This window comes from Streptomyces sp. NPDC104814, assembly GCF_055583185.1.
The window spans coordinates 89,079-111,772 of the sequence record NZ_JBVJOL010000008.1 but is presented as its reverse complement, the minus strand read 5'-3'; the positions used below and the strand labels follow the sequence as shown (position 1 = coordinate 111,772).

21 protein-coding genes and 1 tRNA gene are annotated in these 22,694 nt (G+C 72.8%); 11 read left to right on the top strand and 11 right to left on the bottom strand.

Annotated features, from left to right (window positions below; all coding sequences use genetic code 11):
• Nucleotides 1–112: 112 nt before the first annotated feature.
• Entirely contained in the window at nt 113–523 is a 411-nt protein-coding gene (locus ACZ64A_RS25310) for an SsgA family sporulation/cell division regulator (protein ID WP_469813347.1), read from the top strand.
• A gap of 11 nt (nt 524–534) precedes the next feature.
• Here ACZ64A_RS25310 and ACZ64A_RS25305 read toward each other — a convergent pair whose 3' ends face one another.
• Nucleotides 535–1,941, bottom strand: coding sequence for an FAD-binding oxidoreductase (locus ACZ64A_RS25305; protein ID WP_469813345.1), 1,407 nt, complete (start codon nt 1,939–1,941; stop codon nt 535–537).
• 92 nt (nt 1,942–2,033) lie between these two features.
• Here ACZ64A_RS25305 and ACZ64A_RS25300 point away from each other — a divergent pair, with 92 nt between their 5' ends.
• Nucleotides 2,034–3,452 carry a tetratricopeptide repeat protein gene (locus tag ACZ64A_RS25300; RefSeq protein ID WP_469813344.1) on the top strand — a complete coding sequence of 473 codons (1,419 nt, stop codon included), beginning with the start codon at nt 2,034–2,036 and terminating at the stop codon, nt 3,450–3,452.
• Between the two features lie 106 nt (nt 3,453–3,558).
• Here the strand turns inward: ACZ64A_RS25300 and hppD are convergent, their stop codons facing one another.
• Nucleotides 3,559–4,704, bottom strand: a complete 1,146-nt coding sequence (gene hppD, locus ACZ64A_RS25295; protein WP_469813342.1) for a 4-hydroxyphenylpyruvate dioxygenase — start codon at nt 4,702–4,704, stop codon at nt 3,559–3,561.
• A 123-nt stretch (nt 4,705–4,827) separates the two neighbouring features.
• Between hppD and ACZ64A_RS25290 the strand changes: the two genes are divergently transcribed.
• The 7 genes from ACZ64A_RS25290 (at nt 4,828) to ACZ64A_RS25260 (ending at nt 9,742) form a co-directional block, all read left to right on the top strand.
• Complete coding sequence (locus ACZ64A_RS25290) at nt 4,828–5,310, top strand: Lrp/AsnC family transcriptional regulator (RefSeq protein WP_469813341.1); 483 nt, start codon at nt 4,828–4,830, stop codon at nt 5,308–5,310.
• Nucleotides 5,311–5,329: 19 nt separating this feature from the next.
• Nucleotides 5,330–5,977 (top strand): ABC transporter permease, encoded by a 648-nt coding sequence (locus tag ACZ64A_RS25285; RefSeq protein WP_469813339.1) that lies wholly within the window; start codon nt 5,330–5,332, stop codon nt 5,975–5,977.
• On the top strand, nt 5,970–7,244 hold the full coding sequence (locus ACZ64A_RS25280; RefSeq protein WP_469813338.1) for a betaine/proline/choline family ABC transporter ATP-binding protein: 1,275 nt from the start codon (nt 5,970–5,972) through the stop codon (nt 7,242–7,244). Before ACZ64A_RS25285 ends, ACZ64A_RS25280 begins: the two co-directional genes overlap by 8 nt.
• Complete coding sequence (locus ACZ64A_RS25275; protein ID WP_469813337.1) at nt 7,241–8,056, top strand: ABC transporter permease; 816 nt, start codon at nt 7,241–7,243, stop codon at nt 8,054–8,056. The genes ACZ64A_RS25280 and ACZ64A_RS25275 overlap by 4 nt, the downstream gene beginning before the upstream one ends.
• Nucleotides 8,057–8,130: 74 nt before the next feature.
• Nucleotides 8,131–9,012, top strand: coding sequence for a glycine betaine ABC transporter substrate-binding protein (locus ACZ64A_RS25270; RefSeq protein WP_469813747.1), 882 nt, complete (start codon nt 8,131–8,133; stop codon nt 9,010–9,012).
• 39 nt (nt 9,013–9,051) lie between these two features.
• Nucleotides 9,052–9,549: a helix-turn-helix domain-containing protein gene (locus ACZ64A_RS25265; protein ID WP_469813335.1), complete on the top strand. Its 498-nt coding sequence runs from the start codon at nt 9,052–9,054 to the stop codon at nt 9,547–9,549.
• Nucleotides 9,550–9,562: 13 nt separating this feature from the next.
• Nucleotides 9,563–9,742 carry a hypothetical protein gene (locus tag ACZ64A_RS25260; RefSeq protein ID WP_469813334.1) on the top strand — a complete coding sequence of 60 codons (180 nt, stop codon included), beginning with the start codon at nt 9,563–9,565 and terminating at the stop codon, nt 9,740–9,742.
• Here ACZ64A_RS25260 and ACZ64A_RS25255 read toward each other — a convergent pair.
• From ACZ64A_RS25255 to ACZ64A_RS25245, 3 genes are all read right to left on the bottom strand, one after another.
• Nucleotides 9,739–10,530 (bottom strand): S16 family serine protease, encoded by a 792-nt coding sequence (locus ACZ64A_RS25255; RefSeq protein WP_469813333.1) that lies wholly within the window; start codon nt 10,528–10,530, stop codon nt 9,739–9,741. The genes ACZ64A_RS25260 and ACZ64A_RS25255 overlap by 4 nt on opposite strands.
• A 283-nt stretch (nt 10,531–10,813) precedes the next feature.
• Entirely contained in the window at nt 10,814–11,950 is a 1,137-nt protein-coding gene (gene menC, locus ACZ64A_RS25250) for an o-succinylbenzoate synthase (RefSeq protein WP_469813331.1), read from the bottom strand.
• The gene (locus ACZ64A_RS25245; protein ID WP_469813330.1) at nt 11,947–12,732 is read right to left on the bottom strand and encodes a chorismate synthase; all 786 of its coding nucleotides are present in this window, start codon (nt 12,730–12,732) and stop codon (nt 11,947–11,949) included. Before ACZ64A_RS25245 ends, menC begins: the two co-directional genes overlap by 4 nt.
• A 101-nt stretch (nt 12,733–12,833) precedes the next feature.
• On the opposite strand from ACZ64A_RS25245, the gene ACZ64A_RS25240 reads away from it, so the two are divergent.
• Nucleotides 12,834–14,375 (top strand): PucR family transcriptional regulator, encoded by a 1,542-nt coding sequence (locus ACZ64A_RS25240; protein ID WP_469813329.1) that lies wholly within the window; start codon nt 12,834–12,836, stop codon nt 14,373–14,375.
• On the opposite strand, the gene dapE is transcribed toward ACZ64A_RS25240, so the two are convergent.
• From dapE to ACZ64A_RS25215, 5 genes are all read right to left on the bottom strand, one after another.
• Nucleotides 14,356–15,408: a succinyl-diaminopimelate desuccinylase gene (gene dapE, locus ACZ64A_RS25235; RefSeq protein WP_469813328.1), complete on the bottom strand. Its 1,053-nt coding sequence runs from the start codon at nt 15,406–15,408 to the stop codon at nt 14,356–14,358. The genes ACZ64A_RS25240 and dapE overlap by 20 nt on opposite strands.
• Complete coding sequence (locus ACZ64A_RS25230) at nt 15,405–16,865, bottom strand: amino acid permease (protein WP_469813327.1); 1,461 nt, start codon at nt 16,863–16,865, stop codon at nt 15,405–15,407. Before ACZ64A_RS25230 ends, dapE begins: the two co-directional genes overlap by 4 nt.
• A 134-nt stretch (nt 16,866–16,999) precedes the next feature.
• Nucleotides 17,000–17,641 carry an IclR family transcriptional regulator gene (locus ACZ64A_RS25225; protein ID WP_361622472.1) on the bottom strand — a complete coding sequence of 214 codons (642 nt, stop codon included), beginning with the start codon at nt 17,639–17,641 and terminating at the stop codon, nt 17,000–17,002.
• A gap of 392 nt (nt 17,642–18,033) precedes the next feature.
• Entirely contained in the window at nt 18,034–19,836 is a 1,803-nt protein-coding gene (locus ACZ64A_RS25220) for a DEAD/DEAH box helicase (RefSeq protein ID WP_469813326.1), read from the bottom strand.
• 472 nt (nt 19,837–20,308) lie between these two features.
• Complete coding sequence (locus ACZ64A_RS25215; protein WP_469813325.1) at nt 20,309–21,790, bottom strand: MFS transporter; 1,482 nt, start codon at nt 21,788–21,790, stop codon at nt 20,309–20,311.
• A gap of 173 nt (nt 21,791–21,963) precedes the next feature.
• Between ACZ64A_RS25215 and ACZ64A_RS25210 the strand changes: the two genes are divergently transcribed.
• Nucleotides 21,964–22,035, top strand: a tRNA-Cys gene (locus tag ACZ64A_RS25210).
• 80 nt (nt 22,036–22,115) lie between these two features.
• On the opposite strand, the gene ACZ64A_RS25205 is transcribed toward ACZ64A_RS25210, so the two are convergent.
• Nucleotides 22,116–22,631, bottom strand: coding sequence for an SUKH-4 family immunity protein (locus tag ACZ64A_RS25205; RefSeq protein WP_469813324.1), 516 nt, complete (start codon nt 22,629–22,631; stop codon nt 22,116–22,118).
• Nucleotides 22,632–22,694: the final 63 nt, after the last annotated feature.

Sequence of the window (22,694 nt, the reverse complement as noted above, 5' to 3'; positions counted from 1 at the left end):
CTTCACCGCCCGGGAAAAAAATCCCCGGAACCCGCGTAATGCTCGCGGCGCCGCGCCCTCTCCCTCGTGCGGGCCCGCCACCGGGGCCCCCGACACGAGAGGAAGGTCGACCATGCACACCGTCGTGGAGCGCGAACTGGAGCTGCGGCTGATCCTGTCGCCGGAGCGTGCCGTCCCCGTCCCGGCCCGTCTGGCCTACCGCACCGACGACCCCTACGCCGTCCACATCACCTTCCACATCGACTCCGGCCACCCGGTGCACTGGACGTTCGCCAGGGAGCTGCTGGTGGAGGGCGTGTTCCGGCCGTGCGGGCACGGGGACGTGCGGGTGTGGCCGACGAAGGCCGACGGGCACGCTGTCGTGCTGGTGGCGCTCAGCTCCCCGGACGGGGACGCCCTGCTGGAGGCGCCGGCCGCCCAGGTCTCGGCGTGGCTGGAGCGCACCCTGCGGGTGGTGCCGCCGGGCAGTGAGAGCGAGCAGCTGGGGATCGACGACGCGCTCGACCAGCTGCTCGCCCGGTGAGCCGGGACGGCTCAGAAGAGTTTCCCGGGGTTGAGGATGCCCAGCGGGTCGAAGACCTGTTTGACGGCCCGCTGCATCTCCACGCCCACGGGGCCGATCTCCCGGGCCAGCCACTCCTTCTTCAGTACCCCCACGCCGTGTTCGCCGGTGATGGTGCCGCCCAGTTCCAGGCCGAGGGCCATGATCTCGTCGAAGGACTCGCGGGCGCGCCGCGACTCGTCCGGGTCGGCGGCGTCGAAGCAGACGGTGGGGTGGGTGTTGCCGTCGCCGGCGTGCGCGCACACGCCGATCGTCAGGTCGTACTTCTCGGCGATGCGCTCGACGCCGGCGAGCATGTCGCCGAGCCGGGTCCTGGGCACGCACACGTCGTCGATCATCGTCGTGCCCTTCACCGCCTCCAGGGCCGTCAGGGACAGCCGGCGGGCCTGGAGGAGCAGTTCGGACTCGGCGGCGTCGTCGGCGGGGACGACCTGGGTGGCGCCGGCCGCCTCGCACAGCGCTCCGACGGCGGCGAGGTCGGCGGCCGGGTCGGGGGTGTCGAAGGCGGCGAGCAGCAGGGCCTCGGTGGTCTCGGGCAGGCCCATGTGGGCGAGGTCGTTGACCGCCCGGACCGTCGTCGAGTCCATCAGTTCGAGGAGTGACGGGACGTGCCCGGCCTCCATGATCGTGCAGACGGCGTCGCAGGCGGCGGTCACCGAGGCGAACTCCGCCGCCAGTACCAGCTGCTCGGGCGGCTTCGGCTTGAGCGCGAGGACGGCCTTGACGACGATGCCGAGGGAGCCCTCGGCGCCCACGAACAGCCGGGTCAGGTCGTATCCGGCGACGCCCTTGGCGGTGCGCCGGCCGGTGGACATCAGCCGGCCGTCGGCGAGGACGACGTCGAGACCGAGGACGTACTCCGCGGTCACCCCGTACTTCACGCAGCACAGGCCGCCGGCGGCGGTGCCGATGTTCCCGCCGACGGTGCACATCTCCCAGCTGGAGGGGTCGGGCGGGTAGTACAGGCCGTGTTCGTTCACCGCGCGGGAGAGCGTCGCGTTGATCACGCCCGGTTCGACGACGGCGACGCGGTCGACGGGGTTGATCTCCAGGATGCGGTCCATCTTGGTCAGGGACAGCGCGATGCAGCCGTCGGTGGCGTTGGCACCGCCGGACAGGCCCGTGCGGGCGCCCTGCGGGACGACCGGGACGCGTAGTTCCGTGGCGGTGCGCATCACGTGCTGCACCTGCTCGACCGTGCGCGGCAGGACCACGACGGCCGGGGTGCCGGCCGGGCAGAAGCTCGCCATGTCGTGGGCGTAGGAGGCCGTGACGTCGGAGTCGGTGAGGACCGCCTCGGCCGGCAGGGCGGCGCGCAGCCGGTCGACGAGGTTGCCGGTCTGCTCGTCGCGGGGCGCTTCGATACGGCTCATGATCACAGGTTCGCACCCGGGGCCATCGGTGTGAACCCCGTGTACCTCGGCCGCCGTATGCCCGGGGACGGCCGGGGCGGCGACGCACAGTGAGGCTCATGGAGAACCAGGAGTGTGCCGTGGAAGCCGCCGCGCCCGTGCGTCGCCGGTGGCCCGTCCGGGTCCTTCTCGCCTCGCTCGCCGGCTCCCTCGTGCTCGGCGGGGCGCTGGCGTTGTGGCCCGGCGACGGGCCTGCCGGGCCGCCGCCCGCGCCGGCCCCGGGGGCGCAGGCGCAGGCCGCGGTGCGCGCCGGGGTGCCGGCGGCGCTGCCCGGTCTGGACGCGCTGATCGGGGACCGGGAGGCGTATGTGCGCACACATCCCAAGGACGCGGCGGCTTGGGCGGTGCTGGGCGCGGCGTATGTGGAGCAGGGGCGCCGGACGGCGGACGCGGCCGGGGCGTTCCCGAAGGCGGAGCGGGCGCTGCGCACCTCGCTGACGGTGCGGGCGCGGGGCAACGCCGGGGCGCTGGAGGGGCTCGCGGTGCTGGCGGACGCGCGGCGGGACTTCCGGGCGGCGCGCGGCTTCGCGGAGGAGGCGCTGAAGGCGCAGCCGAAGCGGTGGACGGCGTATCCGGCGCTGATCGACGCCTGTACCGGGCTCGGTGACTACAAGGCGGCGGGGCGCGCCCTGGACGCGCTGACGGCGGCGCCCTCCGGTCCGGCGGTGCGGGCGTGGGCCGCGGGCGTGTACCGGGACCAGGGCCGGCGGGAGGACGCGGCGGCGGCGCTGGCGGACGCGGCGGCGGCCGCGCGGGGGCCGGCCGAACAGGCGGCGTATCTGGAGCGGGCGGGGCAGCTGGCGTTCGAGCGCGGCGAGCCGGACGCGGCGCTGCGGCACTTCGAGGAGGCGGTGCGGCTGGACCCGGACCAGCGGGCGGCGCAGGCCGGGCAGGGGCGGGCGCTGGCGGCGCTGGGGCGCACCTCGGAGGCGCTGAACGCGTACCGGGTGGCGCTGCGGCGGCAGCCGCTGCCCGAATACGCGCTGGAACTGGGCGAGTTGTACGAGTCGCTGGGGCTGACGCAGCCGGCCCGGGTGAACTACGACCTGCTGCGCGAGCGGGTGCGGCTGCGGGAGGCGGGCGGGGTGGACGACTCGGTCGTCCTCGGCCGGCTGGAGGCGGACCACGGGGACCCGGCTGAGGCGGTGCGGCTGCTGCGCACGGAGTGGCAGCGCCAGCCGGGCATCGACGTGGCCGACGCGCTGGGCTGGGCGCTGCACCGGGCGGGGCAGGACACGGAGGCGCTGCGGTACGCGGCGACCGCGACGGACCGGGAGCACGGCGGCACGGTGCGCAGCGCGCCGTACGCCTACCACCGCGGGATGATCGAGAAGTCCCTGGGGCAGGCGGGCCCGGCCCGCAGGCATCTGCAGGAGGCGCTGCGGATCAACCCGTACTTCTCGCCGCTGGGCGTGCGGGAGGCCCGCACGGCGCTGGCGGCGCTGGGCGAGCCGCCGGAGACCGGGCTCCCCCGTTGACGCCGGCCGGCTGCCCCGCGCCCCCCGAAGGGGCGCGGGGAGCTGCGCGACCGGCCCGATCGGTGCCGCGGACGACAGCGAACCGTTTCCCGGTGCCGAGCGCGGCTCAGAGGTTGCCGCGCTTCTCCTGCTCGCGCTCGATCGCCTCGAACAGGGCCTTGAAGTTGCCCTTGCCGAAGCCCATGGAGCCGTGGCGTTCGATGATCTCGAAGAAGACGGTCGGCTTGTCCTGGACCGGCTTGGTGAAGATCTGCAGCAGGTAGCCGTCCTCGTCGCGGTCGGCGAGGATCTTCAGCTCGCGCAGGGTGTCCACGGGCACGCGGGTCTCGCCGACCCACTCCCCCAGCGTGTCGTAGTAGGAGTCCGGGGTGTCGAGGAACTCCACGCCGGCGGCGCGCATGGTGCGCACGGTCTCGACGATGTCACCGGTGTTCAGCGCGATGTGCTGGCAGCCGGGGCCGTTGTAGAACTCCAGGTACTCGTCGATCTGGGACTTCTTCTTGGCGATCGCCGGCTCGTTGAGCGGGAACTTCACCTTCAGGGTGCCGTCGGCCACGACCTTGGACATCAGCGCCGAGTACTCGGTGGCGATGTCGTCGCCCACGAACTCCTTCATGTTCGTGAAGCCCATGACCTTGTTGTAGAAGGCCACCCACTCGTCCATCTTGCCGAGCTCGACGTTGCCGACGCAGTGGTCGATCGCCTGGAAGGTGCGCTGGGCGGGCGGCGCGACGATCGGCTTGGCGGCGACGTAACCGGGCAGGTAGGGGCCGTCGTAGCCGGTGCGCTCGACCAGGGTGTGGCGGGTCTCGCCGTAGGTGGCGATCGCGGCGAGGACGACGGTGCCGTGCTCGTCCTTCAGCTCGTACGGCTCGGCGACGCTCTTCGCGCCCTGCTCGATGGCGTAGGCGTAGGCGGCGCGCGCGTCCGGCACCTCGATGGCGAGGTCGACGACCCCGTCGCCGTGCTCGGCCACGTGCTGCGCCAGGAAGTGGCCCCAGGCGGTGGCGGGCTTGATCACCGAGGTGAACACGAACCGGGCGGAGCCGTTCTCGAGCACGTAGCTCGCGGTCTCGCGGCTGCCGTTCTCCGGTCCGGAGTAGGCGACCAGCGTCATGCCGAAGGCGGTGGAGTAGTAGTGCGCGGCCTGCTTGGCGTTGCCCACGGCGAAGACGACCGCGTCCATTCCCTTGACCGGGAAGGGGTCGGCCTGCCGGGCGGTGTCGGGAGTGTGGTGTGTGGTCTGCGTCATAGCCGAAGCCTGGCCCCGCTCTGCAAGGTGCGCAATAGTTCGCGTATTCACTGGGCAATCTGCTCAGCGATACGGCCGTGTCGTCGGCCTTTCTGTACAGGATGCCCACCTGGGGAGGCTGCTGTGGCGATCGATCATCTGGACGGCCGCATCATCGTGCTGCTCGCGCAGGAACCGCGGATCGGGGTGCTGGAGATGTCCCGGCGGCTGGGGGTGGCGCGCGGGACCGTGCAGGCGCGCCTGGACCGGCTTCAGTCGAACGGAGTCATCCGCGGATTCGGTCCCGAGGTGGACCCGGCGGCCCTCGGCTACCCGGTCACCGCGTTCGCCACGCTGCAGATCCGGCAGGGCCAAGGGGCGGACGTGCGGGCGCACTTGGCGTCCGTGCCGGAGGTGCTGGAGCTGCACACCACGACCGGCACCGGGGACATGCTGTGCCGCCTGGTGGCGCGTTCCAACGCCGATCTCCAGCGGGTGATCGACCGGGTCGTCGGCTTTGATGGCATCGTCCGGGCCTCCACCGCGATCGTGATGGAGAACCCCGTGCCGCTGCGGGTCATCCCGCTGGTGCAGCAGGCGGCGGAGGACCGGGAGCGGACCATGTGACCCGACGGGGATGAGGCCGGTGACCTTCTGGGAGTACCTCGGCAACCGCCATCAGCAGTTGCTCACCGACGCCTATCAACACGCCAGCGCCGTCTTCCAGTGCATGGTGCTGGCGACCGCGCTGGGCGTGCTCATCGCGGTGGCGACCTACCGCAGCGAGTGGGCGGGCAACCTGGCGACGCTGCTCACGTCGAGCATCCTCACCATCCCGTCCCTCGCCATGATCGGTCTGTTGATCCCGGTCGTCGGGCTCGGCGTGCCGCCGACGGTGGTGTCGCTGACCCTGTACGGGCTGCTGCCGGTCGTGCGCAACGCGATCGTCGGTCTGCGCGGGGTCGATCCGGCGCTGGTGGACGCGGCGCGCGGCATCGGCATGTCGCGGCCGGCCCGGCTGGTGCGGGTGGAGCTGCCGCTGGCCTGGCCGCCGATCCTGACCGGCATCCGCGTCTCCACCCAGATGCTGATGGGCATCGCCGCCATCGCCGCCTACGCCTCCGGGCCGGGTCTCGGCAACGAGATCTTCCGTGGGCTGGCCTCGCTGGGCAGCAAGAACGCGCTCAATCAGGTGCTGGCGGGCACCCTCGGGATCATCGTGCTGGCCCTGCTGTTCGACGCCGCGTACGTCCTGATCGGACGGCTGACCATCCCCAGGGGGATCCGTGCCTGACGCGCATGAGGTGACCGACCGCTCCGGCGCGCCGTCGGCGTCCGTCGCCGGGGCGGCCATCGAGCTGGAGAACCTGACCAAGCGCTATACGGGCAACCCCCATCCGGCCGTCGACAACGTCAGCATGGAGATCAAGGCCGGGGAGACCGTGATCTTCGTGGGGCCGTCCGGCTGCGGGAAGTCGACCACGCTGAAGATGATCAACCGGCTGATCGAGCCGACCGGCGGCCGCATCCGCATCGGCGGCGAGGACGTCACCGACATGGACCCGGTGAAGCTGCGCCGCAAGGTCGGTTACGCCATCCAGTCGGCCGGGCTCTTCCCGCACATGACCGTCGCCCAGAACATCGCCCTCGTACCCAAGATGGTCGGCTGGCCGAAGTCCCGGATCCGCGCCCGGGTGGAGGAGCTGCTGGACCTGGTCGGGCTCGATGCCGGGGAGTTCCACGGCCGCTACCCGCGCCAGCTCTCCGGCGGGCAGCAGCAGCGCGTCGGCGTGGCGCGGGCGCTGGCCGCCGATCCGCCGGTGCTGCTGATGGACGAGCCGTTCGGCGCGGTCGACCCGATCACCCGCGACCACCTCCAGGACGAGCTGATCCGTCTCCAGCGGGAGCTGCACAAGACGATCGTCTTCGTCACCCACGACTTCGACGAGGCCATCAAGCTGGGCGACCGCATCGCGGTGCTGCGCGAACGCTCGCACATCGCGCAGTTCGACACCCCGGAGGCCATCCTCACCAACCCCGCCGACGACTTCGTCTCCGGCTTCGTCGGCGCCGGTGCGGCCCTGAAACGGCTGAACCTCACCCGCGTGAGGGATGTGGAGATCACCGACTATCCGACGGTCACCGTGGACACCCCGCTGCAGCAGATCTTCGCGCTGCTGCGCTCGAGCGGCACCAACGAGATCCTGCTGCTCGACCGGCGCCGACGCCCCTACAAGTGGCTCAGGCGCGGCGACCTGATGCGGGCCCGCGGTTCGCTGGCGCGGGCGGGCACGCTGGTCAGCGACACGGTGACGCGGGACGCGACCCTGCGCGACGCGCTGGAGGCGGTCCTCACCGACAGCGCCGGGCGGGTCGCGGTGACCGGGCGGCACGGCGCGTACACAGGCGTCGTCGACATGGAGACGCTGATGAACTCCGTGCACGAACTGCTGGAGGCGGACCGGCTGGAGGCGATGGAGCACCAGCACGAACTGGCGGAGGCGCGCGCGGCGCAGACACACGCCGAGCAGGAGGGCGAGGCCGGGGGACGCAAGGCATGAACGACGCCGAGAAGCTGAGGGACGACCGGGTCGACGAGGAGGAGCCGCCGCCCCCGGCCCGGCCCGCCGCGCGGCGGCGGGTGAGCTGGCAGAAGCTGACGTTCCTGCCCGCCGTGCTGGTCGCCGTGCTGCTGGCGACCTGGCTGTGGTTCGAGCAGGCCGACCTGGACCAGATCTCGAAGAACGCCCTGTCGGGCGGCCAGGTCTCCAAGGCGCTGTGGCAGCACGTGCAGCTGACGGTGATCTCCACGTTCTTCGTGCTGATCATCGCCATCCCGCTGGGCATCCTGCTGACCCGCCCGTTGTTCCGCCGGGCGACCCCGGTGGCGATGGCGTTCGCCAACATGGGGCAGGCCACTCCGGCGATCGGTCTGCTGGCGCTGCTGGTGATCTGGCTGGGCATCGGCCGCCGGGCCGCCCTGATCGGCATCATCGTCTACGCCATCCTGCCGGTGCTGTCGAACACGATCGCCGGCCTGCGCGCCAACGACCCGACGCTGCTGGAGGCGGCCCGCGGCATCGGGATGTCCCCGCTGGGAGTGCTGCTGCGGGTGGAACTGCCGCTCGCGGTGCCGCTGATCCTCGCCGGGGTGCGTACGGCGCTGGTGCTGAACGTCGGCACGGCGACGCTGGCCGCGTTCGGCGGGGGCGGCGGGCTCGGCGTACTGATCACGACCGGGATCACCAACCAGCGGATGCCGGTGCTGGTGCTGGGCTCCGTGCTCACCGTCGCGCTCGCCCTGCTGGTGGACTGGCTGGCGTCGCTCGCGGAACTGCTGCTGAAGCCGCGGGGGCTGGAGGTGGGGACGTGAGACGGCCGCTGCGCGTCCTGCTGGGCTGTGTGCTGCTGACGGCCGCCGGTTGCGGGCTGACCAGCGGCTCCCCCATGTCCGACGACGTCAAGCCCGGGCTGATCGGCAAGGGCGAGCCGCTCAAGGGCGCGGATCTGACGGTCACGTCGAAGTCGTTCACGGAGAGCCTGATCCACGGCGCGATGATGGGCATCGCCTTCCAGGCGGCCGGCGCGCACGTCGTGGACCGCACCGGCATCCAGGGTTCCATTGGCGGCCGGGAGGCGGTGAAGAAGGGCGACGCGGACGCCATGTACGAGTACACGGGCACCGCGTGGATCACCTACCAGGGGCACAGCACACCGATCCCCGACCCGCGGCAGCAGTGGCAGGCGGTGAAGGACGCCGATGTGAAGGAGGGCCTGACCTGGCTGCCGCCGTCCAGGCTGAACAACACCTACGCGCTGGCGATGAACCAGGACGCGTACAGGAAGTACGGCACGAGGACGCTGTCGGACGTGGCGGCGCTGGCGAAGAAGGACCCGGGCGCGGTGACGCTGTGCGTGGAGGGCGAGTTCGCCAACCGGGCGGACGGGCTGCCGGGCATGGAGAAGAAGTACGGCATGGACATCCCGGCGAAGAACGTCACGCAGATGGACACCGGGATCATCTACACCCAGACGGCGAAGGGCAGTTGCACCTACGGCGAGGTCTTCACCACGGACGGACGGATCCGTTCGATGAACCTGGTGGTGATGGACGACGACAAGAAGTTCTTCCCCAACTACAACGCCGCCCCCGAGATCAACACCGCCACCTTCCGGAAGTGGCCGGCGATCGCCCAGGTCCTGGCCCCGCTGACGGCCCGGCTGACCAACAAGGTGGCCCAGGAGCTGAACGCGAAGGTGGACGTGGACGGGGAGGACCCGCACCAGGTGGCGCTGGACTGGATGAAGCAGCAGGGGCTGGTCAAGTAGGCGGGCCGGCCAAGCAGGCGGGGCGGCCAAGCAGGCGGTGTGTTGCTCCGTGCGCTGCGCGTGCACGGCCCGGCCACCGCCTCCCGGCCGGCCGAGCGCCTCGGCGAGTCCAGCGGGGCCACCAGCTACCACCTGCGGCAGCTCGCCGCGCACGGCTTCGTGGAGGACGCCCCGGAACACGGCAAGGGGCGGGAACGCTGGTGGCGCGCCGTCGACCAGGGGATCAGCTTCGACGAGACCCTGCTGCAGTCGGCCGACCCGGACACCCGGGGAGCGGTGGACACCTATCTGCACGAGATCGGCGGCGTGCACGCCCGGGAGGTGTCCACCTGGGTCGCCACCCGCGAGGACTGGCTGCCGGTCTGGTCCCACGCCACCGACCTGAGCGACTTCACGCTGCGGCTTGACCCCGCCCGGGCGGCCGAACTCATCGAGAAGATGCACACGTTGATCGAGGAGTACCGGTTCCAGGAGGAGTCCCCCGGCGCCGAGCACGTCCGCGTCCACACGCACGTCTTCCCGTTCACCACGGACTGAGAGAGGCTCTTCGATGCTCGACCCGCACACGCACCTCGTCCTGCACCGCCAGCGCACCGAGACCTCGCACCGGCAGACGCACCACCACAGCCCGCCCGAGCCCCCCGCGCACCCCCGGCGGGAACTGCGCAGCCGTCTCGGCTGGACCCTCGTGGAGGTGGGCCTGCGACTCGCGACCCCGGGTCCGGCCTAGCAGCTCGGGACCGTGCCGTGGCCCTTCTCCAGGGCGACCAGCGCGTCCACCGCGTTCTCCAGCGTCGTGACCGGGATCAGGCGCAGGCCCTTGGGCAGCTCGCCCTTGGCGTCGGAGCACTCCGCCTTCGGTACGAGGAAGACGGTCGCCCCGTCCCGGCGGGCGGCCTGCGTCTTCAGGCCCACTCCGCCCACGGGGCCGACCGTGCCGTCGGCGTCGATGGTGCCCGTGCCGGCGATGGTCCGGCCGCCGGTGAGGTCGCCACCGCTGCCGTCGCCGTCGAGCTTGTCGACGACACCGAGGGCGAAGAACAGCCCGGCGCTGGGGCCGCCGATGTCCGCCAGCTTCAGATCGACCTTGACCTTCTGTTCGCTGAGGTGGAGGTAGCCCAGCGCGGCCTTGGCCGCCGCGTCCTGGGACTGGTCCATCTGCGCGAGGTTGTGCCGCTCGATCTCCTTGACGCTCTGCCCGCTCGGATAGACCGCGTCGCGCGGCATGATCGCCCGGTCGGTGGCGAACCAGCCGTCGATGACATCGCCGAGCGAGACACGGGCGTCGGGGCCGGTCGCCTCGATGGTCGTCATCCGCAGCTGGCCGCTGGTGCGGCGGGTGGGCGCCCCGGTGATCGTGATGACCGGTGTGCCCTTGTCGTCGCCCAGCACGTTCGCCGTCGTACCCGGCTGCGCCACCGAGAACGGCAGCGGCGCGAACGCCGCCGTGGCGAGCAGGGCCACGACGGGCAGCGCGCAGACGGCGAGGGCCTGGAGGCGTGTGAGACGAGAGAGCACGAAGCCAATCTAACGCGCCCCCACCCCACGTCCGGCGCCGGTCACGACAGGCCACCTCCGCTTCCAGCGCCGGTCGCGTCATACCGCCCCCGCCTCCAGCTCCGGGCGACGGGGGCCGCTCCCCGACTCGGGCCGTCGCCTGCCTGAACCGGGGCGCCGCCGTCAGGCCCACGCCCGCCCGCCGCCGTCAGGCCCCACCCGGCGCCGGCCCCGTCGCCGTCAGCCTCACGACCCCTCCGCCCGTCGCCGTCGGGCAGACCCCCGCCCCCTCCCCCGCTCGCCGTCAGGCGGTCGGTCCGCTCCGCACCGGGCGGTGGGTGTAGATGTCCCGGCGGTCGCGGGTGAAGCGGCGCAGTGCCTCGGGCAGGGGTTCCACACCGATGCCCGGGGCGGTCGGTACGGGCAGATGGCCGTCCTTCAGTACGAACGGCTCGGTGATGTCCTCGGCGAAGTAGCGGCTGGAGGCGGAGGTGTCGCCGGGCAGGGTGCAGCCGGGCAGCGCGGCCAGCGCCAGGTTCGGGGCGCGGCCGATGCCGGTCTCCAGCATGCCGCCGCACCACACCGGCACCCCGTGCGCGTGCGCCACGTCGTGCACCCGGCGGGCCTCCAGATAGCCGCCGACCCGGGCCGGTTTGACGTTGACGACCCGGCAGGCGTCCATCGCGATCGCGGAGGCGGTGTCGCGGGCGTTGTGCAGGGACTCGTCGAGGCAGACGGGCGTGCGCAGCCGCTGCTGGAGCCGCGCGTGGGCGTGCAGGTTGTTCTCCTCCAGCGGCTCCTCGATCAGCAGCAGGGAGAAATCGTCCAGGCGCCGCAGGTGCTCCGCGTCGGCGAGGGTGTACGCCGTGTTGGCGTCGACCTGAAGGGGCAGGCCCTCCCCGAACCGTTCCCGCACCGCCCGCACCGGCTCGACGTCCCAGCCCGGCTCGATCTTCAGCTTGATCCGGACGTACCCCTCGGCGAGATAGCGCTCGACGTCGTCCAGCAGCTCACCGACGGACTCCCGGATGCCGACCGAGACACCCGCGGGCACGCGCTCGCGCACCGCGCCGAGATACGTCGCGAGCGGCATGCCGTAGGAGCGCAGCTCGGCGTCGAGGACCGCCGTCTCCAGTGCGGCCTTCGCCAGCTCGTGGCCCTTGATCTGCGCGCAGGCGGGGGCGAGGGCGGCGGCCGTCAGCCGGGGCAGGGCCGCCGCGCGGGGCAGCAGGAAGTCCCGCAGGACGAGCTCGGCGCCCGCGACGAACTCCGAGCAGTACAGCGGTTCGGGGTCGGCGGCGAACTCCGACCAGCCCTCGGCCGTGTCCGTGACGACGTGCAGCAGGAAGGTGTCCTTCGTCGTCATCGTGCCGAAGGAGGTGCGGAAGGGGGTGACGAGAGGGATCGCCACGTGCACGATCTCGGCGCGCTCCAGCCTCATGCGCCGGCCTCCCCAGCGCAGCGGGTCAGTGTGTACCAGCCGTCGCGGGACATCCCGGTCGCGCGGAAGCCGTCGGCGAAGGCATGCGTGAACACCTCGCGCACCGCGTACCGCCAGCGCAGGGCGAGCACCGGGTCGGCGGCGCGCAGGGCGACGATGTCGTCGGGGACGCGGCACCACAGATGCCGGTCGGTGAGGGAGCGGCGGGTGAGCGGTCCGCCGTCGGGGGCGGTGGCGGCGACCGGCCCGTGCGGAGCCGGGTCGCGGTCGAGGTCGTACGGCCGTGAGGGGCCCGTCAGGTCCCACGTCACCGTCAGCCGGTCGCTCTCGTCGCCGTCGTTCACGCCGTCGGTCATGCGGCCGTAGAAGTCGACCAGGTACTCCGTGCCGGCCGCGCCCAGCTTGACCAGGTTGAAGCGGGCGTTGCGGCCGACCAGCGGGTCGAAGGTCCAGCGCATGGTGCGGGCGCCGATGCCGACGGCCCATCCGCGCTGGGCCTGCTTCACGGCGTGCCCGAGGCCGCGGTCGGCGGCGGCGACCAGCGAGTACGTGTCGCCGTCCGCGCCGCGCACCGCGACGGCCGCCCCGGCGAGCCGCGGTCCGGCGTGCGCCGCGTGCACCGCTCCCCCGGCGTGCACCAGGCTGTGCAGCACCTCGGCCGGGTAGGGCGGCGCGACGCGCGGGGTGCGCCACACGTCGCTGAAGAAGTCGGCCACGGCCGCGAGGGAGGCGACGTCGTGGACGGTGCGGATGGTGACTCCGGTCGTCACGGTGTCTGTCATGGCTCGAGTCTCGAAGCCGGTGCGGGCCCATGTGTTGTGCGAGCGGACAACAGCGGCGTAGGTTCCTTGCGAGATCGGCCAACCATGCGCGAAGGAGCCCGATGGACGCCCGCACTCTCGGCGCCCTGCTGGACGTGGTCGGCGGGCCCACCGTCCGGCTGCGCACCGCGGCCGCCGGCCTCGCCGTCCCCGTCACCGACGTCCTGCTGTACGACGCCCACACCCCGCTGCCCCGCGCACCGGGCGCGCTGCTGCTGGCGGTCGGGGTGCTGCCGCAGGAGGCCGGGCCCCTGGTCGAGGAGGCGGCGCGGGCCGGGATGACGGGTGTGGTGGTGCGCGGCGAGGGCGGGCCGACGGACGTGGCCGAGGCGCACGGGGTGGCGCTGCTGTCGGTCGACGAGGACGCGGCCTGGCACCAGGTGCACCTGCTGCTGGCCTCGGCGACGGGCACCGGGCCCGCCCCGGCCGCGGGCGGTCTCGCGGACCTGTTCGCGCTGGCCGACGCGATCGCCGCGGCGGTCGGCGGGGCGACGGCCGTGGAGGACCCGCGCCAGCGCATCCTGGCGTACTCGACCGTGCCGGGCCAGGCGGTGGACGAGGACCGCCGCCAGGGCATCCTCGGCCTCCAGGTGCCGGTCAGTACGGAGAACACCGAGCAGTACCGGATCCTGTTCGCGGCCGGCGGCCCGGTGCGGCTGCCCGCGCTGCGCACCGGGGACCTGCCCCGGCTGGCGGTCGCGGTGCGGGCGGGCGGCGAGACGCTCGGCTCGATCTGGGTGGTGGACGACGGCCGGCTCGCGCCCGACGCCGAACAGACCCTCGCGCAGGGCGCGTCCACGGCGGCGCTGCTCCTGCTGCGGTCCCGCGCCGCCCAGGAACTCGCCCGGCACCAGGGCGGCGACCTGCTGCGCCGCCTCCTCGACGGCAGCGCCGACGACACGGCCGCCGGGCGGCTGGGCGTGGGCGGCCCGGTGCGGGTCGCGGCGTTCGTCCTCGGCGGCGCCTCCGGCCTGCCCGACGCCGAACAGACCGCGCTGCGGCTGCTGGACGTCGTACGCCTGCAGTGCGAGGCGCGGTACGGGCGGCACGCGTGCGTGCTCCTCGACGGGGTGGTGTACGCGCTGCTGCCGGGGCCCGGGGAGCGGCATCTGAAGCTGGCCGAGGACATCGTGGCGCGGGCCGGACAGGCGCTGCGGGTGCCGGTGCGGGCGGCTCTCGGCGAGGTGGTGCCGGAGCCCGGGCGGGCGGCGGACTCGCGCGCCGACGCCGACCTGGTGCTGCGGCTGCTCGGACCGGAGCTGCCGGTGGCGTCCGTGGACACGGTGCGCCCGCGCGTCGTCCTGCTGCGGCTGACCGAACTGCTCGGCGAGCGGCGAGAGTTGAGCGCGGGCGCATGGCGGCGGGTGCTGGACCACGACGAGCGGCACGGCACGGAGTACGCCCGCACCCTGGTGTGCTTCTTCGACGCCGGGTGCGACATGGCGGGCGCGGCGAAACTGCTCGGCGTGCACCCCAACACCTGCCGCTACCGGCTCAGGCAGCTCCAGCAGCAGGTCGGCGTCGACCTCGGCGACCCGGACGAACGGCTCGTGCTGTGGCTGCAGTTGCGTACCCTCGCCGGGCTCACCGCAGCCACCGCCTGAGCCGCTCCTCGCAGCCGCGCAGATGCTCCACGGGCACATACTCGCCGGGGGTGTGGGCGAGCGACGGGTCGCCGGGGCCGTAGTTCAGCGCGGGCACGCCGAGCGCGGCGAACCGGGCCACGTCGGTCCAGCCCAGCTTGGGCCGCGGCCGCGCGCCGAGCGCCGCGACGAGGTCGCCGACCCGGTCCAGGTGCGGCAGGGCACCGGCGACGACCTCGGTGACCCGCACCTCGTACTCCGGGAAGAGCGCGCGGACGTAATGCTCGGCCTCTTGAGGTGTACGGGTCGGCGCGAAACGCAGGTTGACGGTGACGACACACTCGTCCGGTACGACGTTCCCCGCCACCCCGGCCCGTACGGCGACGGCGCTGAGCCCCTCCCGGTACTCCAGCCCGTCCACGACGACCCGCTCGGCCGTGTGCTCGTCCAGGCGGCTCAGGACGGCCGCGGCCTTGTGGGCGGCGTTGACGCCCTGCCAGGCGCGGGCGGTGTGCGCGCGGGAACCCTTCACGACGATGTCGGCGGTGAGGATGCCCTGGCAGCCGGCCTCGACACCGGCGTCGGAGGGCTCCATGAGGATCGCGAGGTCCGCTTCGAGGAGTGCGGGGTGCGAGGCGGCGATGCGGTGCAGGCCGTTGCGGTCGCCCTCGACCTCCTCGCACTCGTAGAAGACGTAACTGATGTCCCGGGAGGGGGCCGGGACGTCGGCCGCGAGGCGCAGGGCCACCGCCACGCCGCCCTTCATGTCGCAGGCGCCCAGCCCGTGGACGCGGCCGTCGGCGAGCCGGGAGGGCAGGTTCCCGGCCTCCGGGACGGTGTCCAGGTGGCCCGCGACCAGGACCCGCCGGGAGCGGCCGAGGCGGGTGCGGGCGACGACGGAGTTGCCGATCCGCTCGACGGTCAGGTGCGGCAGTTCCCGCAGGGCGGTCTCGACGGCGTCGGCGATCGGAGCCTCCTGCCCGCTGACGGAGGGGAGGTCGACCAGGGCGCGGGTGAGGTCCACGACGTCGGCGGACAGGTCCAGGGCGGTCACACCTGCTCCCGGGCGGAGTTCAGCTTGGAGTGGCGGATGCCGTAGAGGCCGTAGACGACGAGACCGACCGCCATCCACGCGCCGAACGCGATCCAGGTGCCGGCGCCGAGGCTGAAGAGCATGTAGCCGCAGAACAGGACGCCGAGGAGCGGGGTGACGGGGGAGAACGGGACGCGGAAGGAGCGCGGCGCGTCCGGGTTGCGGCGGCGCAGCAGGACGACGGCCAGATTGACCAGCATGAACGCGAAGAGCGTGCCGATGCTGGTGGCGTCGGCGAGGCTGCCGAGCGGCACGAGCGCGGCCAGCACCGCGATGAACGAGGAGACGATCACGGTGTTGGCGCGGGGCACACCGGTGCGCGGGTGCACGCGGGCGAACAGCGGCGGCACCAGCCCGTCACGGGCCATCGCGAAGAGGATGCGGATCTGCCCGTACTGCACGGTGAGCACCACGCTGGTGGTCGCGACGACGGCGCCGACGGACAGCAGCACCGGCCACAGGTCGCCGCCGCCGACCGCCTGCACGAGCACCTCGCTGAGCGTGGCCTCGGTGCCGGCGAACTTCGTCCACGGCATCGCGCCGAGCGCGGCGACCGCGACGAGGACGTACAGGGCGGTGACGAGGACGAGGGACAGGATGATCGCGCGGGGCAGGTCGCGCTGGGGGTTGCGGGCCTCCTCACCTGCCGTGGAGGCGGCGTCGAAGCCGATGTAGGAGAAGAACAGCGAGGCCGCTCCGGCGCTCATGCCGGCGGCGCCCAGCGGGAACAGCGGCTGGAAGTTCCCGGCCCGGAACGCGGTGAAGGCGACCGCGCAGAACAGCACCAGCGCGGCGATCTTCACGGCGACCATGACCGTGTTGGCGACGGCGCTCTCGCGGGCGCCGCGCAGCAGGACGACCATGGCGAGGACGACGATCAGGGCGGCGGGGACGTTGAGGGTGCCTCCCGCGCCCGGCGGGGCGCTGAGCGAGGCCGGCAGGGTCACGCCGAGCGTGAGCCGCAGCAGCTCGTTGACGTACTGTCCCCAGCCGACGGCGACGGCCGCGACGGACACGCCGTACTCCAGGATCAGACACCAGCCGCACACCCAGGCGACCAGCTCGCCGAGGGTGGCGTAGGCATAGCTGTACGACGACCCGGAGCCCGGGATCATCCCGGCCAGCTCGGCGTACGACAGCGCCGAGAACAGCGCGGTGACGCCGGCCAGCACGAACGACACGACGATCGCGGGGCCGGCTTCCGGCACGGCCTGCCCGAGCACGACGAAGATCCCGGTGCCCAGGGTGGCGCCCACGCTGAGCAAGGTCAGCTGGGCGACCCCCATGGTCCGGTGCAGTGGGCTGCGCCCGGCGTCCCCGACGAGGGAGCCGACCGCCTGCCGCCGGGTCAACCGGCCGACGGGCCCTGTCCGCCCTGTCTGCTGTCCTGCTGGCGCCTGCGTGCCGACTGTGTCCACGCTGCCGCTCCCTTCACCGCACGGGCTTGTCTGGCCCTTGATGATGCGGAGGAGGGAACGTCACAGGGTGATGGGAACGGCCTAAGCGGGGCGCGGGTGTTTGTCGGTTGGGCCAAAGCGCTTGGCCCAAGCGCTCAGCGCAGGGCCTCCGCCACCTCGCGGGCGGCGTCGACGACGCGGGGGCCGACCCGTTCCGGTACGGCGTCGGCGAGCATCACCACGCCGACGCTGCCCTCGACACCCGTCAGCCCCAGCAGCGGTGCCGCGGCCCCGCTGGCGCCGGCTTCCAGCTCGCCGTGCGTCAGCGTGTAGCCGGGGTCGCCCAGCGGGTTGGCCCGGGCCGCGAGGATCGCCCGGCCGGCGGCGCCCCGGTCCAGCGGGTGCCGGAAACCGGCACGGTAGGCCACGTGGTAGTCCGTCCACGACGGCTCGACGACCGCGACGGCCAGCGCCTCGGTCCCGTCCACGAGCGTGAGGTGCGCGGTCGCGCCTATGTCCTCCGCCAGGGACCGCAGCGCCGGCAGCGCTGCCTCCCGTACCAGCGGGTGCACCTGGCGGCCCAGGCGCAGCACGCCCAGCCCGACCCGGGCCCTGCCGCCCAGATCACGCCGTACGAGAGCGTGCTGCTCCAGCGTGGCGAGCAACCGGTACACCACGGTCCGGTTCACCCCCAGTTTGTGGGAAAGCTCGGTGACGGTCAGCCCATGGTCCGTGTCGGCCAGCAGCTTGAGGACCCGTAGTCCTCGGTCGAGCGTCTGAGAGGTCTCCGCGGTCACGACGCCCACTCCTCCAAGTGGTGAGGTCGGCGGGCCTCCACAGGGACGGATGCGCCACCGAGTCCCGTCGGTGACGCGCAACGAAGGCCGCCGATCGGTGACGGTCCGGGTCGTTCCGGACCCAGTCGCTTCACGGCTGCGCTCCGCGGCGGCTCTGCCACGGGGCGTGTGCGTAGCGGGACAGTAGCGAAGCCGGTTCGCTCAGCGGAAGGCTCCGTCCAGAATCCGGGCAATGGCCGAGACGAACCATCTGTGTTTGTCCGGATACGTACAGCGCACGGCCGTGCTCACACACCCCTGCGGGACGTCGCCCGGGCGCCGTTCCAGGCGCGGGGCCGGCGTCACTTCATACGGGTCGCCGGACCTTCCCTCGCGCGGTCCGCGCCCCCGCGTCACTTCATGCGGGTCGCCCACTCCTGGACCTTGGCGATCCGCTGCCGCAGCTGCCCGGCCGTGGCCTCCGCGCTCGGCGGGCCGCCGCACACCCGGCGCAGCTCGGTGTGGATGACGCCGTGCGGCTTGCCGCTCTGGTGGACGTAGGCGCCGACCATGGTGTTGAGCTGGCGGCGCAGCTCCATCAGCTCCTTGTGCGTGACCACCGGCCGCCGCTCGGCGGGCATCTCCAGCAGGTCGGCCTCCTCGGCCGGCTTCTTCTTGCTGTGCGCGATCTGCTTGGCCTGCCGCTTCTGCAGCAGCAGCTGCACCTGGTCGGGCTCCAGCAGGCCGGGGATGCCGAGGTAGTCCTGCTCCTCCTCGCTGCCGGGGTGGGCCTGCATGCCGAATTCGGCGCCGTTGTACATCACCCGGTCGAAGACGGCGTCGGACTCCAGCGCCTCGAAGGGCAGCATGTCCTGGTCGCCGGTGTCCTCGTCCTGCTGCCGCTCCGCCTCCGCGAGGAGCTTGTCCTCCTCGGCGTAGGGGTCCTCCTCGCCGTCCTTCTTCGGCTTGTCGAGGACGTGGTCGCGCTCGCGCTCCATCTCGTTGGCGAAGGAGAGCAGGTCGGGCACGGTCGGCAGGAACACCGACGCGGTCTCGCCGCGCCGCCTGGAACGCACGAAACGGCCGACGGCCTGCGCGAAGAACAGCGGCGTGGAGATCGTCGTGGCGTACACGCCGACCGCGAGGCGCGGCACGTCGACGCCCTCCGACACCATGCGAACGGCGACCATCCACCGGTCGTCGCTCGCGCTGAAGTCGTCGATCCGCTGCGAGGCGCCGGTGTCGTCGGACAGCACCAGGGTCGCCTTGTGGCCGGTGATCTCCCGGATCAGCTTGGCGTAGGCGCGGGCGGAGTCCTGGTCGGAGGCGATGACCAGGGCGCCGGCGTCCGGGATGGCCTTGCGGACCTCGGTGAGCCGCTGGTCGGCGGCGCGCAGCACGGACGGCATCCACTCGCCGCGCGGGTCCAGCGCGGTGCGCCAGGCCTGGCTGATGGCGTCCTTGGTCATCGGCTCGCCGAGGCGGGCCTCGATCTCGTCACCGGCCTTGGTGCGCCAGCGCATGTTGCCGCTGTAGGAGAGGAAGATGACCGGCCGGACGACGCCGTCGGACAGGGCGGAGCCGTAGCCGTAGGTGTAGTCGGCGGCCGAGCGGCGAATGCCGTCCGCCCCCTCCTCGTAGGTCACGAAGGGGATGGGGTTGGTGTCGGAGCGGAACGGCGTACCGGTCAGCGCCAGGCGCCGCGTCGCCGGCTCGAACGCCTCCAGACAGGCCTCACCCCAGGACTTGGAGTCGCCGGCGTGGTGGATCTCGTCGAGGATGACGAGGGTCTTGCGCTGCTCGGAGCGGTTGCGGTGCAGCATGGGCCGCACGCCGACACCGGCGTAGGTCACGGCGACGCCGTCGTACTCGCGGCCCAGCGGCCCCGCGCTGTACTCGGGGTCGAGCTTGATCCCTATCCGGGCGGCGGCCTCGGCCCACTGCTTCTTCAGGTGCTCGGTCGGCGCGACCACGGTCACCTGCTGCACGACGTGGTGGTGCAGCAGCCAGGACGCCAGCGTCAGGGCGAAGGTCGTCTTGCCTGCGCCGGGGGTCGCGACCGCCAGGAAGTCACGCGGCTGCTCCTGGATGTACTTCTCCATCGCCCCCTGCTGCCAGGCACGCAGCTTGCTGGCGGTGCCCCAGGGGGCGCGGCCGGGGAAGGCGGGCGACAGATGGTGCGAGTGTGACGAGGGGGAGCTGGCGGTGGTAGTCACGGTCTCCGGGATCAAGGTCGTGGCGGCTCGGCTACGTATGACAACCGGGCCACCCTACCGGCGCCGCGGCCCGCACCACGCGCGGACAAGCCCGCCTCGCCCGCGGGTGGGACTCACGTCACAACGTCCTCAGCCGCCCCGCGATCATCCCCACATCGCTCACCTCACCGAAGGCCACATCGATGACCAGGTCATACGCCACGCCCTGATCGCAACCGACGAGATCCACGCCGTTCACGGCCAGGAAGGTGGCGGCGGCCGTCCGAGACGGGCGTCGAGGGAAGCGGTCAGCTCTTGCATGCGCGGAGACTACGGCCCAGCGACGGGTTTACGTCGCTCGGCCCGCGGGCGCGGAGACCACGGCTCCGCCGGGCCCTGCGACGGGTCTGCCGCGCTCGACCTGCGTGCGCGGGCCACGGCTTCCGCGACCGGTCCTGCGGCGGGTTCGCCGCGCTGAGCGACCCGCGGCGGTTCACCGTGCTCGGTGTTCGCGCAACCGGGTGGTCACCCAGGTGCCCAGCAGTGCCACGCATGCCATCGGCAGGAACACGGCGGCGAAGGCGGCCGGATGCGCACCCCCGCTCGGGGTGTCCGTGTGGCTCACCGTGCCGCCGCCCAGAGAGGCGAAGGCCGCACCGCCGGCGGCGAGGAGCAGGGCGTTGGAGAGGCCGTCGGAGATCTGCAGCGCCGCGGAGTTGGCGCCGGCCTCCTCGGGCGCGGAGAGCTGGAGCAGCAGGACGCTGGTGGAGGAGATCACCAGGCCCATCCCGAAGCAGCCGAACCCCCAGGCGACGGCGACCGTCCACACCGGCACCCCGTCGATCAGCACGCTCGGCGCGGCGGCGATCGCCGAGGCGACCAGCACCATGCCGAGGGTCATCAACCGCTCCCGGTAGGGCTCCACCCGCGGCCGGGCCTGCACCCACGAGCCCAGCGCCCAGGTCGCGCCGCCCGCCGCGAGCGACAGCCCGGCGAGCGTCGGCGCGAGGCCGCGCTGCGTGACCAGCATCAGCGGCACGAAGGACTCCGCGGCGATGAAGGACCCGGCCGCCAGCCCGCGCAGCAGCACGACCGAGGGCAGCCCGCGCGCGGCCCGGTACGTGCCGCGCGGCAGCAGCCCCAGCACCGCCGGCACGAGCAGTACGGCCCCGGCGACGCCGGGCAGCAGCGACAGCGGGCGCAGGTCCTGTGCGGCGTACTGGAGCAGCCCGGCGCCGACGGAGATGCCGAGCGCGAGCCGCAGGCGCCGGCGGTCGAAGGAGGTCGTTCCCTCCGCCGCCTCGCCGCCGTGGTCCACGGGCCCCGACGCCCGCCGCCGTATCTGCGGCAGCGCGAGGGCCAGCGGGACGACGACGAGCACCGGGATACCGGTGAACACCCAGCGCCAGCCGAGGTGTTCGGTCACCGCACCGGCGGCCAGCGGGCCGACGACGGACGGCACGACCCAGCCCGCCGCGAACGCCGCCATGATCGCCGGCCTCAGCGGTTCCGGATAGGCCCGGCCCACGACCACGTACAGCGCGACGATCACCAGCCCGCCGCCGAACCCCTGCACGGCCCGCCCGGCGATGAACAGCCACATCGCGCCCGCCGTCCCCGACAGCAGCAGCCCCGCGCCGAACGCGGCGATCCCGCAGGTGAGCGCGGTGAGCGGGCCGCGCCGGTCGGACCACTGCCCGGCGAGCACCATGCCGAACAGGCTCGTCGTGAAGTACCCGGAGAACGCGAACGCGTACAGCGACAGCCCGTCCAGCTCGCGCGCCGCGACCGGCATCGCCGTGCCGACGGCGGTCGCCTCGAAGGCGATCAGCACGATGACGGAGACGATCCCGATGCTCAGGGCCCGGTAGGACCGGCTCAGCACGGTCTCGCGGCCGGCGGGCGTCCCCGCGTGCGCCTGGTCGGCGGCCTGGTCGTGGGCGACAGCGTCGTCGCGCGGTTCGAGGGCGCTCATGGTCGCCAGGGTAAGGCCCGTAACGGAGTTGCGCCCCTGTCCCGACCCCCCTTCATGAACGGCGTATGGCAGTCGCGTTGCGCGACCCGGGTTTCCCTTGAGCCCCCTCCCGCCCCGCCGTACGGTCAAAGCACCGAGATCGGAACGGAGTCCACGGGCCTCCACCCCGACCCGGCCGTGTGCCCGAGTGGTTCAGGGACTCGCCTGCAAAGCGGGTTACGCGGGTTCGATTCCCGCCACGGCCTCCGGCGCCTGACCGACCAGGCGAACGCAAGGGCGGTGCCTTCCCAGGGCGCCGCCCTTTCGCGTGCCGTCACGCGGGGCCCTAGATGCCCAGGGCCGCCGGTGTGTCGGCGTGGGTGAGGGTGTCTGTTTCGCGGCGGTGGGCCAGCCAGAGGAGGAAGGCCAGGCTGGAGATGTCGGCGTTCAGGGGTTGTGCCGTGGTGCCGGGGCCGGGCCAGGACAGGACCGTGCCCGTGGCGCCGTCGATGGTCAGGCTGGTGCCGTCCACGGCTTCGCCCAGGCGCACCAGGCGGGCCGCTCCCGGCGGCAGAGCCTCCTGCGGGGCCGGGGCGAGCCGCAGTTCGTGCACCGCGTACTCCTCCAGCGTGGCCAGCGGGACGTCCATGTCCAGCCGGAACCACGGCGTCTCCTCCGGCAGGCCGGCCTCGCGCAGGAAACGGCGGGTCGGCTCGTGCGTGAGGACGCGCGGGAAGTCGATCTCCTCGAAGCGGACGATCCGCCCGGCGCCGAACTCCTCGTCCAGCAGCCGGGGCGGCAGGTCCAGGGCCAGCCCGGACGCGGTGTCCGGTCCCCTGGCGGTGATGGTGTGCGTGCTCATGCTTCCCCCGTGTGCTTCCCCGTGCGGGTGAACTCCCTGTCCCTGTCCCGCACTCAGAACACT

Excerpts from the sequence above, each read along its gene's own strand:
- menC (WP_469813331.1), bottom strand. The coding sequence starts at position 11,950 with ATGAGGCTGGAGCGCGCCGAGATCGTGCACGTGGCGATCCCTCTCGTC.
- ACZ64A_RS25275 (WP_469813337.1), top strand. The coding sequence starts at position 7,241 with ATGAACGACGCCGAGAAGCTGAGGGACGACCGGGTCGACGAGGAGGAG.
- ACZ64A_RS25310 (WP_469813347.1), top strand. The coding sequence starts at position 113 with ATGCACACCGTCGTGGAGCGCGAACTGGAGCTGCGGCTGATCCTGTCG.
- ACZ64A_RS25270 (WP_469813747.1), top strand. The coding sequence starts at position 8,131 with ATGTCCGACGACGTCAAGCCCGGGCTGATCGGCAAGGGCGAGCCGCTC.
- ACZ64A_RS25205 (WP_469813324.1), bottom strand. The coding sequence starts at position 22,631 with ATGAGCACGCACACCATCACCGCCAGGGGACCGGACACCGCGTCCGGG.
- ACZ64A_RS25260 (WP_469813334.1), top strand. The coding sequence starts at position 9,563 with ATGCTCGACCCGCACACGCACCTCGTCCTGCACCGCCAGCGCACCGAG.
- ACZ64A_RS25300 (WP_469813344.1), top strand. The coding sequence starts at position 2,034 with ATGGAGAACCAGGAGTGTGCCGTGGAAGCCGCCGCGCCCGTGCGTCGC.
- ACZ64A_RS25240 (WP_469813329.1), top strand. The coding sequence starts at position 12,834 with ATGGACGCCCGCACTCTCGGCGCCCTGCTGGACGTGGTCGGCGGGCCC.
- ACZ64A_RS25245 (WP_469813330.1), bottom strand. The coding sequence starts at position 12,732 with ATGACAGACACCGTGACGACCGGAGTCACCATCCGCACCGTCCACGAC.
- hppD (WP_469813342.1), bottom strand. The coding sequence starts at position 4,704 with ATGACGCAGACCACACACCACACTCCCGACACCGCCCGGCAGGCCGAC.
- ACZ64A_RS25215 (WP_469813325.1), bottom strand. The coding sequence starts at position 21,790 with ATGAGCGCCCTCGAACCGCGCGACGACGCTGTCGCCCACGACCAGGCC.